We start from the raw sequence: 15,583 nt of genomic DNA, 5'->3' as shown, positions 1-15,583 counted from the left end.
CGCCCCCGCCCGGCACCTCAGGCCGCAGGCGCCCGTCGGCCAGGGACCGGACGTCGGGACCCGCCGCGGCCGCGGCCTAAGGCCCCGCACCCCGTCGTCTAAGGCACCGGGGCGGCGCACAGTTCCGGATGCTGCCCGATGCGGCGGCCCCTCCTTGCCGCGGAGCCTTGAGGTACCGGGAAAGGCCCGGGACCGAGGAGCGGACGATGCTGCACGAGATGTACGAACTGGAAGCCAGGATGCGGGCCAGGCGCGAGGAAGCGGCACAGAAGCGGCTCGCCGCCGAGGTGCGCAGGGCGCGCAGGGAACGCCGCGCCGCGGAGGCCGCCGCCCGGGCCCGGGACGGGCGCGAGCGAGCCGGATTGCCTGCGGTCGGCGCCGGGTGGCGTCGCCTGCTGCGGTGGGGCACGGGGGCCTGATAATGGCCGATCCGCTGTCAGTGGCATATGCGATGCTGCGAGACATGCAGACCAAAACCGTCAGTCCCGTCTTCGTCGGACGTGCGCCCGAGCGCACCGCCCTGGCCGAAGGGCTCGCCGAGGCCACCGACGGCCGACCGCAGGCCGTGCTGATCGGTGGCGAGGCCGGGGTCGGCAAGACGCGTCTTGTGGAGGAGTTCCTGCGGCAGGCCGGCGACGCCGGGGCGGTCACCGCCGTCGGCGCCTGCGTCGAAGTCGGAGCCGACGGTCTGCCGTTCGCACCCGTCTCCACCGTGCTGCGCGCGCTCCACCGCCAGCTCGGCGAGGAGCTGACGCAGGCCGCCGCCGGGTTCGGCGGCGAGCTGGCGCGGCTGCTCCCCGAGCTGGGGGAGCCGAGTGCCGCGGTGCGCGCGGCCCGCGACGTGGAGGTGCGCGGCCGCCTCTTCGAGCTGACGGGCCGGCTGCTGGAGACGCTGGCGCAGGAGCGGGTGCTCGCCCTCGTGATCGAGGACCTGCACTGGTCGGACACCTCCACGCGGGAGCTGCTGAGCTACCTGTTCCGCTCCCTCCAGGGCGGCCGGGTGATGATCGTCACGACCTACCGCTCCGACGACATCCACCGGCGCCACCCGCTGCGCCCGTTCCTCGCCGAGTTGGACAGGCTGCGGACGGTGCAGCGCCTGGAGCTGCCCCGTTTCACGCGCGAAGAGGTGCGCAGCCAGCTCGCCGGCATACGCGGCAGCCGGCCGCCCGAGGATCTGCTCGACCAGGTCTACCGGCGTTCGGACGGCAATGCCTTCTTCGTGGAGGAGCTGGCCAGCATCTCCGACGGCTGCGGCTCGGGCGGCATCAGCGACTCCATCCGCGATCTGCTGCTCGTGCGGGTCGAGGCCCTGCCGGAGACCGCGCAGAGCGTGGTGCGGGTCGCGGCCAAGGGCGGTTCCAAGGTGGAGTACGGGCTGCTGCGCGCTGTGGCCGGGCTCGGTGAGGACGAGCTGATCGCCTCCCTCCGTGCCGCGGTCGGAGCCAGCATCCTCCGGGCGGCGGAGGACGGCACCTACCGTTTCCGGCACGCGCTGGTCCGTGAGGCCGTCGACGACGATCTGCTGCCGGGCGAGCGCTCCCGGCTCAGCCGCCAGTACGCGCAGGCCCTGGAGGCCGAGCCCGCCCTGGTGCCGGCCGGCGAGCGCGCCGCCCGCCTCGCGACGTTCTGGTACCACGCGCACGACCCGGCCAAGGCGCTGCCCGCCGTGGTGCGGGCGGCCACCGGCGCCCGCTGTCAGCACGCCTACGCCGAGCAGCTCCAGCTGCTCGAGCGCGCACTCGAGCTGTGGGACGACGCGCCCGCCGAGGTGAAGCGGTCGTTGGAGGTCGCCGAGGACGCCGAGTCCTACCCGCTGTGCGACTGCGGGGACGAGGCGCTGAGCTTCCTCGACATGCTCGCCGAGATGACGCTCGCCGCCCGGTACGCGGGCGAGCCCGAGCGGGGCCTGTCCGTGATCAACCGGGCGCTCCGCTCCCTGGAGCGGCTCGACCACCCGCTGCGCGCCGCCTGGTTCTGGGCGGAGAAGTCGCGTCTCATGCGCAACCTCGGGCGCGGCACCGGCTGGGAGGAGCTGGGCACCGCGCAGGAGCTGCTGCGCGGCTTCGACCCCTCCCCGGTGCACGCCCGGGTGCTGACCGAGGCCGCGCTGTGGGGTGCCGTCTTCGACCCGGGGCCCGGCAGTCTGGCGATAGCCAGGCGCGCGGTGGAGCTGGCCCGGGAGGTCGGCGACGAGAATGCCGAGTTGAACGCGCTGCTCAGCCGCGGTGGGCTGCTGATCGAGACGGGCCGCGGCGAGTCGGGCGTCGCCGACATGCGGGGGGTGCTGGAGCGGGTCGTCCACTCCGATCTGGTGGGGGTGTTCACCCGCAGCCACATCAATCTCCAGTCGCTGCTTCAGTCCATGGGCCGCTCCGAGGAGTCCCTTGAAGTGGCCGAGGAGGGCATCGAGCTGGCCTACCGTTACGGACTGGCCGACACCCAGTCGTGGCTCCATGGGAACCGGTCGGATGCCCTCTTCTCCCTCGGCCGGTGGGCGGAGGCCGAGGAGGCCGCGCTGAGCGCGCGGCGCAGCGGTCAGATGCCGGTGACGCGGACCCTGGCCGCGCAGCGGCTCGCCCGGCTCGCGCTCGCCCACGGCGACCTGGCCGCGGCCGAGACGGAGATCGCGGCCATGCGGGAGCACCACCGCCCGTACCACGGGGCGGCCGCGCAGTACGCGCATGCGGCGGCGGAGCACCAGATCGCGCTCGCCGCGCACCAGGGCCGCATCCTCGACGCCCGCCGCCTCTTCGCCGACGTCGCCGCGGTCGGCCTCGGCACCGGCTCGGGTTCCTATACGTGGCCGATGCTGGCCGCCGCGGCGGAGGCCGAGTCCGCCGCGCGCGGCGTGCCCGCGGCGGCGCCGGGGCAGCCCGAGGCGGTTGCCGCCATCCGGGCCTACGCGAGCGGGATACGCCGCGACTACCCGGTGTGGGTCGGCTACGCGGCGCTCGTCGAGGCGGAGCTGCGCCGCGCGGAGGGCACCTCTCGGGCCGCGGACTGGGCGGCGGCGGTGGCCGCGTTCGAGGAGGTGTGCCGCCCCTTCGAGCTGGCGCGGATGCGCACCCGCTGGGCCGAGGCGCTGCTCGCCGAGGGCGAGCGGGAGCGTGCGGGGGACCTGCTCGTGCAGGCCCACGCGGTGGCGGTGCGGCTGGGCGCCGGGCCGCTGAGGGCGGAGACCGAGCGGCTGGCCCGGCGCGCCCGGCTGCCCCTGACGGCGGGTGGGGCCGGGGCGGCGGGCCCCGGCGAGCCGGAGACCTTCGGTCTGACCCGGCGCGAGCGGGACGTGCTGACGCTGGTGGCCGCCGGCCGGAGCAACCGGCAGATAGCGGAGGAGCTGTTCATCTCGCCGAAGACGGCGAGCGTCCACGTCTCCAACATCCTCGCCAAGCTCGAAGTCGCCGGCCGCGGCGAGGCCGCGGCCCTGGCCCACCGGCTGGGCATCGTCAGCACGGAGGTCGCCACGCCGACCTGAGAGCGGACCGGCGGCCGAGCGCCGCGTCCGTCCCACGGCTTCCCGCGGACCCGCCGGGACCGCGGGTGCGATCCCGCGCGCGCTGCCGGGGCCGGCCCGGCCGCCGCGCGGTTCGCGCCCGTCAGCGGACGCGCAGCCGCAGAATGCGGTCGTCGTCCCCGTCCGGTGAGCCGCGGCTGTCCGTCTCGTTCGTCACCAGCAGCAGCTCGTCGCCGCCGGTCGCGAGCAGTGCGCGCAGCCGCCCGTACTCGCCCTCGAAGAAGGACTGCGGCTCGGCGGCCGGCTCGCTCCCGTCCAGCGGTACGCGCCACAGCCGCTCGCCGCGCAGCGCCGCCAGCCACAGCGAGCCCTGGCTGTACGCGAGGTCGCTCGGGGAGGCTTCCGCGGGCGGCCACTGCTCCACGGGGTCGACGAATCCGGCGTCCTCGCCGCCCCTGCCCTCGTACTCGGGCCAGCCGTAATTGGCGCCGGGCTCGATCCGGTTCAGCTCGTCCCACGCGTCATTGCCGAACTCGGCGGCCCACAGCTGCTCCGTGCCGTCCCACGCCAGCCCCTGCACGTTGCGGTGGCCCATCGAGTAGACCGGCGAGCCGGGGTCGGGATTGTCCTGTGGCGGCTCGCCCGTCTCCGGGTCGATGCGCAGGATCTTGCCCGCCAGGGACTCCGCGTCCTGCGCCAGGTCCCCGTTGCCGATGTCCCCGGTCGAGGCGTACAGCATCCCGTCCGGGCCGAACGCCAGACCGCCCCCGTTGTGGATCACCTCGCCCCGCGGAATGCCCGTGAGCAGCTCGCCGTCCGGCGTCAGCCGCTCGCCCGCGGGCGCGGACCCGTCGTAGCGGAAGACGGAGATGCGGTTGTCGGACTCCGCGGTGTAGTAGGCGAAGAGGCGCCCGCCGGGCTCGAAGTCCGGCTCCAGCGCGAGGCCGAGCAGCCCGCCCTCGCCCTGGCCGCCCGCCACCCCGGGCACCGCGCCCGCCTCCTCGGTCTCGCCGGAGTCCGCGTCCACCACGTCCACCCGGCCGCCGTCCCGCGACCCCACCAGCAGGTCGCCGTCCGGCAGCGAGACGATGCCCCACGGGGAGTCGAGCCCTTCGGCGACGGTCTCCACCACCTCCGCCTCGCCCTGGGCGGGCGCGGCCGAAGGGCTCGACTCCGCAGTCTCCCCGGTCTCCCCTGGCTCCTCTGCGCTGTCCGACGGGGCCGGCTCCGAGGCGGACGCGGACTCCTCCCGGCCGCCGTCGCCCTCCTCGTCCTCGCCGTCCGAGGAACAGCCGGCCGCGAGCAGGGCCAGCGCGAGAAGCGCGGCCGCCCCACCGCGCCGGACGCCACGTACGGTCATCAGCACCTCCCGGCTCATCCGCGGAACAGCACCGCGTGGCCCGGCTGCCCGGGCACCGACTCCAAGAGTGCCCGGTGCGCGTCGCCTCACTCCCACGACTCGCGCGCGGGCGGCAGCGCTTCGATCTCCGCGAGGTCCTCTTCGGTCAGGTCGAGCCCGGCGGCCCCCGCGTTCTCCCTGGCCCAGTGCTCCCGCCGGGTGCCGGGCAGGGCGATCACGCCGGGGCCCTGTGCCAGCAGCCACGCCAGCGCCACCTGCGCGGGCGTGGCCCCGGCGTGCCGGGCGGCCACCCGCCGCAGTCCGGCCACCACCGGCTGGTTGGCCGCCATCATCTCGGCCGTGAACCGCGGGTGTCTGGCCCGCAGGTCGGCCGGCTCGAAGCCGCCGCCGGGCACCAGCGTGCCGGTCAGGAAGCCGCTGCCCAGCGGCATCGCCGCCAGGAACCCGATGCCCCTCGTCTCGCACCAGGGCAGCAGCTCCGCCCGCGCCGCGGTGGACCACACCGACAGCTCGGCCTGCACCGCGCTCACCGGGAACACCTGCTGTACCCGCGACAGCGCCCCGAGCGCCGGACCGTAACCCTGCGCCGCGGAGGCGCCGGGGCCGCCGCGCGCCGTCACGGCGCACAGGCCCAGCGCCCGGACCTTCCCCGCCCGCACCAGCTCCGCCATCGCCCCCCAGGTTTCCTCGACCGGCACCTCCGGGTCGACGCGGTGCAGCTGGTAGAGGTCGATGACGTCCGTCCGCAGCCGGCGCAGCGACGCGTCGCAGGCCCGACGCACGTACTCGGGGCGCCCGTTGGCCACGATGTGCTGCTCGCCCACCACGAGCCCGCACTTGGCCGCGACGAACGCGTCGGCCCGCCGCTCCTTGAGCACCCGGCCGAGCAGCAGCTCGTTGGTGAACGGCCCGTACATGTCGGCGGTGTCGAGCAGCGAGCATCCCTCGTCCAGCGCGGCGTGCACGGCGCGCAGCGCCGCGTCGCCGTGCCGCCCCGGCGTCGTGTAGCCCCAGCTCATCGGCATGCAGCCGAGCCCGACGGCCCCGACCCGCAGCGCCCCCGCCCCCATCGTCCGGTACCGCACCTGCCGCCTATCCCTCCACGCACTCGCCCCGCAGCGCCGTCTCCAACGTAACGGCTGCCGCTGACAGCCCCCGCCCCGGGCCATGGCCAGGGCTTAGCCTGGCGCTATGACCACACCGGATGTCTGGCTGCCCTTCCCGCCCGCGGAGCTCGCGTCCCTGCCGAGCTCGCTGAACTACGTCCACTGGAACGGGGAGCCCGACTTCCCTGCCGATCCGGCCCGTTGTGCCTTCTACGCCGTCCCCTACATGAAGGGCGCGGAGGTCGCGGTGCGTCCGCTCGCGCACATGCCGCGGGTGCGCGTCGTGCAGACCCTGACCGCGGGCGTCGAACACATGCTGCCCCGCGTGCCCGACCTGCCCGCGGACGCCGTGCTGTGCAACGCGGGTGACCTGCACAACACCAGCACCGGCGAGCTGGCCCTCGCCCTCGCCCTGGCCGCCCAGCGCGACATCCCCGGCGCGGTGCGCAACGCGCAGCAGGGGCGCTGGGAGTCGGCCGTGCGCCCCTCGCTCGCCGATCGCCATGTGCTGATCCTCGGTTACGGCGGCATCGGCGGTGCCGTCGAGGACCGGCTGCTTCCGTTCGAGGTCGCCGAGGTCATACGGGTCGCCAGCCGCGCGCGGGAGAGCGAACGCGGGCCCGTGCACGGCATCGACGAGCTGCCAGGACTGCTGCCCCGGGCCGAGATCGTCTTCGTCACCACGCCGCTGACGGAGGCCACCCGCGGTCTGGTCGGCGCCGAGTTCCTCGCCCGCATGCCCGACGACGCCCTGCTGGTGAACGTGGCCCGCGGTGCCGTCGTGGACACCAAGGCGCTGCTCGCCGAGCTGGAAGCGGGGCGGCTGCGCGCGGCGCTCGACGTCACCGACCCGGAGCCGCTTCCCGCGGAGCACCCGCTGTGGCGGGCGCCCGGCGTGCTGATCACCCCGCACGTCGGCGGCCCGACCAGCGCCTTCAGGCCCCGGGCCGAACGGCTGCTGCACGCCCAGCTCGCGCGTTTCGCGGCGGGTGAGCCGCTGCGCCACGTCGTCGCGACGGGGGGCGCGTCAACCGTGTGACGAGCTTCCCCCATGCCGTTACTTTAGGTAAGTTTCCTATGTCGCAGCGTGACGGTTCTGGTGTATCGTCCGTCCGGGGTGAGCCCGGAACGAGAGGGGGGCGACAAGGCGATGCACTGCCCACGGGAGAACGGGGAGCTGTCGCGGGGCCATCGGGCTCCGGTGGGGTCCCTGCCGCAGCTCGCACTCGCCGCGGTCTGCGCGGGCTACGCGGCGGGGGCCGTCCTCGGCTGGGGGTCGCCCCGCGTGGCCGCGGCCATGGGGGACTTCGGACTGAGCGCCGCCGCCCTCCTCGCCGCGGGCTCCTGCCTGTGGTACGCCCGCGACCACGCCGGTGAATGCCGCACCGCCTGGGCCCTGTTCGGCATCTCCTCGGTCATGATGGCCCTGGGGAACGGGATCTGGGGCTGGTACGAGGTGGTGCTCCAGCGGCAGGTGCCGCTCCTTTCGGTGGCCGACCTGTGCTTCCTGCTGTTCGCGCCGCTGGCGATCATCGGCCTGCTCCTGCTGGCCAAGCGGCCGGTCACCCGGGCCGGCTGGGTCTGCCTCGGCCTGGACTCCTGGCTCATCGGCGGCTCGATGATGACGCTCTCCTGGAGCGTCGCCCTCGCGCAGGCCGCCGAGCGGCAGGGCGAGACGCTGACCCGGGCGGCCCTCGCGCTGGCCTACCCGCTGCTCGACATCGCGCTCGTCAGCATGGTGCTCGTCCTGCACTTCCGGCGCAGCGCCGTGCACCGCCCCTCGATCAACGCGGCGATCGGCGCGCTCGGCCTGACCGTGCTGTGCGACGCGCTGTTCACCTCGCCGATGCTCCGCGAGCAGTACAGCTCGGGGCAATTGCTCGACGCCGGCTGGTTCGCCGGCTCGCTGCTGCTCGCCTGCGCGCCGTGGATGGCTCCACGCCCGCAAGAGGGCGGGACGGCCGAGGACCGGGCGGACCCCGCGTCCGCCGGATGGCCCTGCCGGGCGCTCGGCGGCTCGCTGGCCGGGCTCGCGCCCTACCTCGCCGCCGCCGTCTGCGTGCTCAGCATCCTGTTCACCGTGGTCAGCGGCCGGCACGTCGACCGGGTGGTCGTCTTCGCCGCCTGCGGGGTCGTGCTCGCGCTGCTGGTCCGCCAGGGCATCACGCTCATGGACAACGTGTCCCTGACCAGGGAGCTGGCGCAGAAGGAAAACTACTTCAGGTCGCTGGTGCAGGGGTCGAGCGACGTCATCATGATCGCCGACCGGCACGGGAGCCTGCGCTACGTCAGCCCCGCCGCGAGCGGCGTCTACGGGCGGGAGGCCGAGCGCCTGACCGGCAGCGCGCTGTCCGAGCTGATCCACCCCGACGACTTCGGCCGCGTCCAGCACGAACTGCTCCGCTTCCTCTCCGCCCCGGCCGCCCGCGAGCACGCCACCAGGATCGAGTGCCGCGTGCGGCACGCCGCGGGCCACTGGCTGAACGTGGAGTCCAGCGTGAAGCGGCACCAGGGCGGCTTGATCTTCAACACCAGAGACGTCACCGAGCGCGTGCGGCTCCAGGCGCAGCTCCAGCACAACGCCTCCCACGACACGCTCACCGACCTGCCCAACCGCGCCCTGTTCATCGAGCGGGTCCGACTGGCCCTCGGCGGGGGCGGCGGGCCCGACGCCGCGGTGCTGTTCATCGACCTCGACGGCTTCAAGGCGGTCAACGACTCGGTCGGCCACCAGGCGGGTGACGAGCTGCTGATCCAGGCCGCCCAGCGGCTCCGGGAGTCCGTGCGGGCCGGGGACACCACCGCGCGGCTCGGCGGCGACGAGTTCGCCGCGCTCATCGCGGGCGACGCCGGCGGCGAGCAGCAGCCGAGGGAGTACCGGATACTGGAGATCGCCGAGCGGGTGCGGGCCGCCCTCAGCCGTCCCTATGCGATCGACGGCCGGCAGATCCGCGTGACCGCCAGCATCGGCGTCGCCTTCGCCGAGCCGGGCGCGAGCCCCGCCGCGCTGATGCGCAGGGCCGACCTGGCCATGTACCGCGCCAAGCAGTCGGGCAAGGGCCGCGTCGAGCTGTACGACCCGCGGCTCCAGGCCGAGGCCGTACGCCGCACGGAGCTGGCCGACCGGCTCGGCCGCGCGCTGGACGCGGGGGAGTTCACCCTGCTCCACCAGCCCATCGTGGAGCTGGCCGACGGACGTGTCGCCGCCGTCTGCGCCCAGGCCCGCTGGCGCTCCGCGCACGGCCACCTCGCCACCCCGATCGAGTTCCTCAGGGGCGGCCCCCGCGAGCTGCCCGCCGCCCCGACGCCCGAGGACGGCCGCGCCGCCGAGGTCACCGGCTGGCTACTGGAGCAGACCGTCACCGAGGCCGCCCGCCGCCACCGCACGGGCCTGACCGTTCCCGTCAGCGTGCGCGTCCCCAGCGGGCGCCTCGCCGACCGCGCCCTCGGAGTCGGCGGGGTCGAGACGCTGCTCGGGCGGCACGGGCTGCCGCCCGAGGCCCTGATGATCGAGCTGCCCGAGGCCGACACCGTCCTCGCCTCGGGCGAGCTGCGCGGCCGCCTGACGGACCTCAGCCGCCTCGGTGTGGGCATCGCCCTCGGCGGGTTCGGCAGCGGCGGCACCGCGGCCGCCGCCCTGCACCGCCTGCCCGTCGACCTGGTCCGCCTCGACGGCGAGCTGGTCGACGGGCTGCTGGAGTCGGCCCCGCTGAGCACCATCGCCGCGGGGCTGCTGCGCATGGCCGCCGACCTCGGGATCGACTCGCTCGCCGACGGGGTCGACCTGCCGGAGCAGGCCGTCGCCCTGCGCGCCCTCGGCTGCCGCCGCGGCCAGGGCCTGGCGTTCAGCGAGCCGCTCGAGCCCGTCCGGCTGCGCCGGGTGCTGGACGTGGGCCACCTGCCGGTTCCGCCCGACACCGCCCGGGTGACGGCGCAACATCCGGTGCAGGTGCCGCCCCGCACGGGCAGGACCGCGGCCGATTCCACCCCTTCCTCCACCGCGCCCACATAGTGAGACGTCATTCGCGCTCGCTTGACACACGGCAGGAGGAAAGAGCAGTGTCTGACCCATGCGCACCCGAATTCTCGTACTTGGACGGCGCGTCGGCTGACCCCGGGCTCACCCCGAGGACCCACAGCGGCGCGCTCCCCCTCGCATGCCTTACGGCACGAGGGGTTTTTTGTTGCACCAGTGCGCGGAAGACCTCTCCCCACCCCCCTCCCGACCAGCACCCGCATCAGCTCCACCACCCTCATACGCCGAGAAGAGATCGACCATGACCGAGCAGGCCACCGGGGCGCCGAAGCCGCAGCCACGAGCACCCCGAGGCGGGGCGCCGCAACCCACCACTGTCGCCAACCTGACGGGCGCCCAGTCCCTCATCCGCTCCCTCGAAGCGGTCGGTGCCGACACCGTCTTCGGTATTCCCGGTGGCGCGATCCTGCCCGCCTACGACCCGATGATGGACTCCACCGCCGTCCGGCACATCCTCGTCCGCCACGAGCAGGGCGCGGGCCACGCGGCGACCGGATACGCGCAGGCCACCGGCAAGGTGGGGGTGTGCATGGCCACCTCGGGCCCCGGCGCGACCAACCTGGTGACGCCCATCGCGGACGCCCACATGGACTCGGTGCCGCTGGTCGCCATCACCGGCCAGGTCGCCAGCAAGACGATCGGCACCGACGCCTTCCAGGAAGCCGACATCTGCGGCATCACCCTGCCGATCACCAAGCACAACTTCCTGGTCACCGATCCGGACGAGATCCCGCGGACCATCGCCGAAGCGTTCCACATCGCCGCCACCGGCCGCCCCGGGCCCGTTCTCGTCGACATTGCCAAGGACGCGCTCCAGCGCCGGACCAGCTTCACCTGGCCGCCCAGCCACGACCTGCCCGGCTACCGCCCGGTGAGCCGCCCGCACGCCAAGCAGATCCGCGAGGCGGCCCGGCTGATCGCCGAGGCCAGGCGCCCCGTGCTGTACGCCGGCGGCGGGGTCATCAAGGCGGGCGCCGCCGCCGAGCTGCTGGAGCTGGCCGAGCTGACCGGCGCGCCCGTGACCACGACGCTGATGGCGTTGGGCGCGTTCCCCGACAGCCACCCCCAGCACGTCGGCATGCCCGGCATGCACGGCTCCGTCACCGCCGTCACCGCCCTCCAGAAGGCCGACCTGATCGTTGCGCTCGGCGCCCGCTTCGACGACCGGGTCACCGGCCGCATCGACTCCTTCGCGCCGCTGGCCAAGATCGTGCACGCCGACATCGACCCGGCCGAGATCGGCAAGAACCGGGTGGCCGACGTCCCGATCGTCGGCGACGTCAAGGAGGTCATGGCGGATCTGACGGCCGCCCTGCGCGGCGACGAGACCGGCGCCTCCCGCGGCCCCGCCGCGCGCGAGCGCTACGCCGCCTGGTGGGACCAGCTGAACCGGTGGCGCGACACCTACCCGCTGGGCTACGACCTGCCGGAAAACGGCACGCTCTCCCCGCAGCAGGTCATCGAGCGCATCGGCCGCCTCGCCCCCGAGGGCACCATCTACACCGCGGGCGTCGGCCAGCACCAGATGTGGGCCGCCCACTACCTCCCCTTCGAACGCCCCGGCACCTGGCTGAACTCGGGCGGTCTCGGCACCATGGGCTACGCCGTCCCGGCCGCGCTCGGTGCCAAGGCCGGCCGCCCCGACGCCACGGTCTGGGCGATCGACGGCGACGGCTGCTTCCAGATGACCAACCAGGAGCTGGCCACCGCCGCACTGAACGGTGTGCCCATCAAGGTCGCCGTCATCAACAACGGCGCGCTGGGCATGGTCAGGCAGTGGCAGACCCTCTTCTACAACCAGCGCTACTCCAACACCGTGCTGCGCGACGGCCCGGGCGCGGACGGCGCGGCCACGAGCACCGGCACCCGCATCCCCGACTTCGTCAAGTTGTCGGAGGCCATGGGCTGCGTGGGGCTGCGCTGCGAGGACCCGGCGCAGCTCGACGCCGTCATCGAGAAGGCCAACGCCATCAACGACCGTCCCGTCGTCATCGACTTCATCGTCCACGAGGACGCCATGGTCTGGCCCATGGTCGCGGCCGGCACCTCCAACGACGAGGTCATGGCGGCCCGCGGGGTCCGCCCGGACTTCAGCGACGCCGACGACTGACCGAGACCACCGCCGAGGTAACGAACCGACATGTCGAAACACACGCTCTCCGTCCTGGTGGAGAACAAGCCGGGCGTCCTCGCCCGCATCACCTCGCTGTTCTCCCGCCGCGGGTTCAACATCGACTCGCTCGCGGTCGGCACGACCGAGCACCCCGAGGTCTCGCGCATCACGATCGTGGTCAGCGTCGAGAGCCTGCCGCTCGAGCAGGTCACCAAGCAGCTCAACAAGCTCGTCAACGTGCTGAAGATCGTTGAGCTCGACCCGTCGGCCGCCGTTCACCGGGAGCTCGTTCTGGTGAAAGTCCGCGCCGACAACGAGAGCAGGTCCCAGATCGTCGAGATCGTGCAGCTGTTCCGCGCCAAGACGGTCGATGTGGCGCCCGAGGCCGTCACCATCGAGGCCACCGGCAGCAGCGACAAGCTGGAGGCCATGCTCCGCATGCTGGAGCCGTTCGGCATCAAGGAGCTGGTCCAGTCCGGCGCCATCGCCATCGGCCGCGGCTCCCGCTCCATCACCGACCGGTCGCTGCGCGCCCTGGAGCGGACCGCATAGCGAGACGGCCCCGCACCCCACCGATTCCCGCGGCTTACGGTGGTCCGCAGGCGCGGACCACCCGGCCCGCAGCAACCGTGCGCAGGGCTCCCGCAAGGGGGCGAAGGACGTGGCCACCGGGGCCGCGGCGCACAGAACTACAGAGGAGAAAACTCAAAGTGGCCGAGCTGTTCTACGACGACGACGCCGACCTGTCCATCATCCAGGGCCGCAAGGTCGCGGTCCTCGGTTACGGCAGCCAGGGCCACGCCCACGCGCTGTCCCTGCGTGACTCGGGCGTCGACGTCCGGGTCGGCCTGCACGACGGCTCCAAGTCCCGGGTGACGGCGGAGGAGCAGGGCCTGCGGGTGACCACCCCGGCCCAGGCCGCCGCCGAGGCCGACGTGATCATGATGCTCGTTCCCGACCCGATCCAGGGCAAGGTGTACGAGGAGTCCGTGCGCGACAACCTCAAGAACGGCGACGCGCTGTTCTTCGGCCACGGTTTCAACATCCGGTTCGGCTTCATCAAGCCCCCGGCCGGCGTGGACGTGTGCATGGTCGCCCCCAAGGGTCCGGGCCACCTCGTGCGCCGCCAGTACGAGGAAGGCCGCGGCGTGCCCTGCATCGCGGCCGTCGAGCAGGACGCCACCGGCAGCGCGTTCGCCCTGGCCCTGTCGTATGCCAAGGCGATCGGCGGCACCCGCGCCGGCGTGATCAAGACGACGTTCACCGAGGAGACCGAGACCGACCTCTTCGGCGAGCAGGCCGTGCTGTGCGGCGGCACCTCCGCCCTGGTCAAGGCCGGGTTCGAGACGCTGGTCGAGGCCGGCTACCAGCCGGAGATCGCGTACTTCGAGTGCCTGCACGAGCTGAAGCTGATCGTGGACCTCATGTACGAGGGCGGCCTGGAGAAGATGCGCTGGTCCATCTCCGAGACCGCCGAGTGGGGTGACTACGTCTCGGGCCCGCGCATCATCACGGCCGACACCAAGGCGGAGATGAAGCGGATTCTCGGCGAGATCCAGGACGGCAGCTTCGCCAAGAGCTGGATGGCCGAGTACGGCGCGGGGCTGCCCAAGTACAACGAGTACAAGAAGGCGGACGGCGACCACCTCCTCGAAACCACGGGCAAGGAGCTGCGCAAGCTCATGAGCTGGGTCGACGAAGGGGCCTGAGCCCCCTCCCGCCCCTGCGTTCCGCGGGAGTTCGCTCGATCGAGCGGTGGGCTCGGCGGCCGTCTGCCGGGCCCACCACCGCGCCGATACACTGCATGGCGAAGCGCGTCACAGGCTCACAGCGTCGTGCGTCTCCACGCGGCTGCCCTCCTCTCCCCCCGCCGTCGGCCGTCGGGACGCGGCCTTCCGCAAAGGACCAGTGAGACATAGTGAGCAAGCCCGTCGTACTCATCGCTGAAGAGCTTTCGCCCGCCACGGTCGACGCCCTGGGCCCGGACTTCGAGATCCGCCGCTGTGACGGCGCGGACCGCGCCGACCTGCTCGGCGCCATCGCCGACGTGGACGCCATCCTGATCCGCAGCGCCACGCAGGTCGACGCGGAGGCCATCGCCGCCGCCGGCCGCCTCAAGGTCGTCGCCCGCGCCGGCGTCGGCCTCGACAACGTGGACGTGCCCGCCGCCACCAAGGCCGGCGTGATGGTGGTCAACGCGCCCACCTCCAACATCGTGACCGCGGCCGAGCTGGCCTGCGGCCTCATCATCTCCACCGCGCGCAATATTCCGCAGGCCAACGCCGCTCTGAAGAACGGCGAGTGGAAGCGCAGCAAGTACACCGGCGTCGAGCTGGCCGAGAAGACCCTGGGCGTCGTCGGCCTCGGGCGCATCGGCGTGCTGGTGGCCCAGCGCATGGCGGCGTTCGGCATGGACGTCGTCGCCTACGACCCCTACGTGCAGCCGGCGCGCGCCGCACAGATGGGCGTCAGGCTGACCTCCCTCGACGAGCTGCTGGCCGCCGCCGACTTCATCACCGTCCACCTGCCGAAGACGCCGGAGACCCTGGGGCTGATCGGCGACGAGGCCCTGCACAAGGTCAAGCCGTCCGTCCGCGTCATCAACGCGGCCCGCGGCGGCATCGTCGACGAGACGGCGTTGCTCAGCGCGCTCAAGGAAGGCCGCGTCGCGGGCGCGGGGCTCGACGTCTACGCCACCGAGCCCTGCACGGACTCCCCGCTGTTCGAGTTCGACACCGTGATCGGCACCCCGCACCTGGGCGCCTCCACCGGCGAGGCGCAGGAGAAGGCCGGTATCTCCGTGGCCAAGTCGGTGCGCCTGGCCCTGGCGGGCGAGTTGGTCCCCGACGCGGTGAACGTGCAGGGCGGCGTCATCGCCGAGGACGTGCGCCCCGGGCTGCCCCTCGCCGAAAAGCTGGGCCGTATCTTCACCGCCCTCGCCGGGGAGGTCGCCCTGCGTCTCGACGTCGAGGTCTGCGGCGAGATCACCCAGCACGATGTGAAGGTGCTGGAGCTGTCCGCGCTGAAGGGCGTCTTCGAGGACGTCGTCGCGGAGACGGTCTCCTATGTGAACGCCCCGCTGTTCGCGCAGGAGCGCGGCGTGGAGGTCCGGCTGACCACCAGCTCGGAGTCCGCCGACCACCGGAACATGATCACCGTGCGCGGCACCCTCACCAGCGGCGAGGTGGTGTCCGTCGCCGGGACGCTGGCCGGGCCCAAGCACCAGCAGAAGATCGTCGGCATCGGCGACCACACGCTGGACCTGACCGTGGCGGACCACATGGCGTTCCTGCGCTACACCGACCGCCCCGGCGTCGTCGGCACGCTGGGCCGCATCCTCGGCGAGGCCCACATCAACATTGCCGGCATGCAGGTCGCACGTGCCGAGGAGGGCGGCGACGCGCTGATCGCCCTCACCGTCGACGGCACCATCCCGGCTTCCGTTCTCACCGAGATCGCCGCGGAGATCGGCGCCACTTCGGCCCGCGGCGTCGACCTGACGGACTGAGCA

Annotated in this window: 10 protein-coding genes; 8 read left to right on the top strand and 2 right to left on the bottom strand. The window is 73.3% G+C overall.

Annotated features, from left to right (window positions below):
- Nucleotides 1-206 precede the first annotated feature (206 nt).
- A complete protein-coding gene (locus STBA_RS08515; protein WP_077058662.1) occupies nt 207-419 on the top strand; it encodes a hypothetical protein in 213 nt (70 codons plus the stop codon).
- A 44-nt stretch (nt 420-463) separates the two neighbouring features.
- Nucleotides 464-3,478: a helix-turn-helix transcriptional regulator gene (locus STBA_RS08510; protein WP_079252365.1), complete on the top strand. Its 3,015-nt coding sequence runs from the start codon at nt 464-466 to the stop codon at nt 3,476-3,478.
- Between the two features lie 121 nt (nt 3,479-3,599).
- Here STBA_RS08510 and STBA_RS08505 read toward each other — a convergent pair whose 3' ends face one another.
- Nucleotides 3,600-4,817 carry a PQQ-dependent sugar dehydrogenase gene (locus STBA_RS08505; RefSeq protein ID WP_077063187.1) on the bottom strand — a complete coding sequence of 406 codons (1,218 nt, stop codon included), beginning with the start codon at nt 4,815-4,817 and terminating at the stop codon, nt 3,600-3,602.
- Between the two features lie 86 nt (nt 4,818-4,903).
- Nucleotides 4,904-5,902: an aldo/keto reductase gene (locus STBA_RS08500; RefSeq protein WP_107485002.1), complete on the bottom strand. Its 999-nt coding sequence runs from the start codon at nt 5,900-5,902 to the stop codon at nt 4,904-4,906.
- A 106-nt stretch (nt 5,903-6,008) separates the two neighbouring features.
- On the opposite strand from STBA_RS08500, the gene STBA_RS08495 reads away from it, so the two are divergent.
- The 6 genes from STBA_RS08495 (at nt 6,009) to serA (ending at nt 15,580) form a co-directional block, all read left to right on the top strand.
- Nucleotides 6,009-6,962, top strand: coding sequence for a 2-hydroxyacid dehydrogenase (locus STBA_RS08495; RefSeq protein ID WP_077058661.1), 954 nt, complete (start codon nt 6,009-6,011; stop codon nt 6,960-6,962).
- Between the two features lie 111 nt (nt 6,963-7,073).
- Nucleotides 7,074-9,935, top strand: coding sequence for an EAL domain-containing protein (locus tag STBA_RS08490; RefSeq protein ID WP_079251800.1), 2,862 nt, complete (start codon nt 7,074-7,076; stop codon nt 9,933-9,935).
- A gap of 265 nt (nt 9,936-10,200) precedes the next feature.
- Nucleotides 10,201-12,069 (top strand): acetolactate synthase large subunit, encoded by a 1,869-nt coding sequence (locus STBA_RS08485; protein WP_077058659.1) that lies wholly within the window; start codon nt 10,201-10,203, stop codon nt 12,067-12,069.
- 30 nt (nt 12,070-12,099) lie between these two features.
- Nucleotides 12,100-12,624 carry an acetolactate synthase small subunit gene (ilvN, locus tag STBA_RS08480; RefSeq protein WP_077058658.1) on the top strand — a complete coding sequence of 175 codons (525 nt, stop codon included), beginning with the start codon at nt 12,100-12,102 and terminating at the stop codon, nt 12,622-12,624.
- Nucleotides 12,625-12,782: 158 nt separating this feature from the next.
- Complete coding sequence (gene ilvC / locus STBA_RS08475; RefSeq protein WP_077058657.1) at nt 12,783-13,781, top strand: ketol-acid reductoisomerase; 999 nt, start codon at nt 12,783-12,785, stop codon at nt 13,779-13,781.
- A 209-nt stretch (nt 13,782-13,990) separates the two neighbouring features.
- Complete coding sequence (gene serA / locus STBA_RS08470; protein ID WP_077058656.1) at nt 13,991-15,580, top strand: phosphoglycerate dehydrogenase; 1,590 nt, start codon at nt 13,991-13,993, stop codon at nt 15,578-15,580.
- Nucleotides 15,581-15,583: the final 3 nt, after the last annotated feature.

Origin of the sequence: Streptomyces sp. MP131-18, assembly GCF_001984575.1 — a bacterium.
In the GTDB taxonomy this organism is placed as follows: Bacteria; Actinomycetota; Actinomycetes; order Streptomycetales; family Streptomycetaceae; genus Streptomyces; species Streptomyces johnsoniae.
This window is presented reverse-complemented; position numbering and strand designations above follow the sequence as displayed.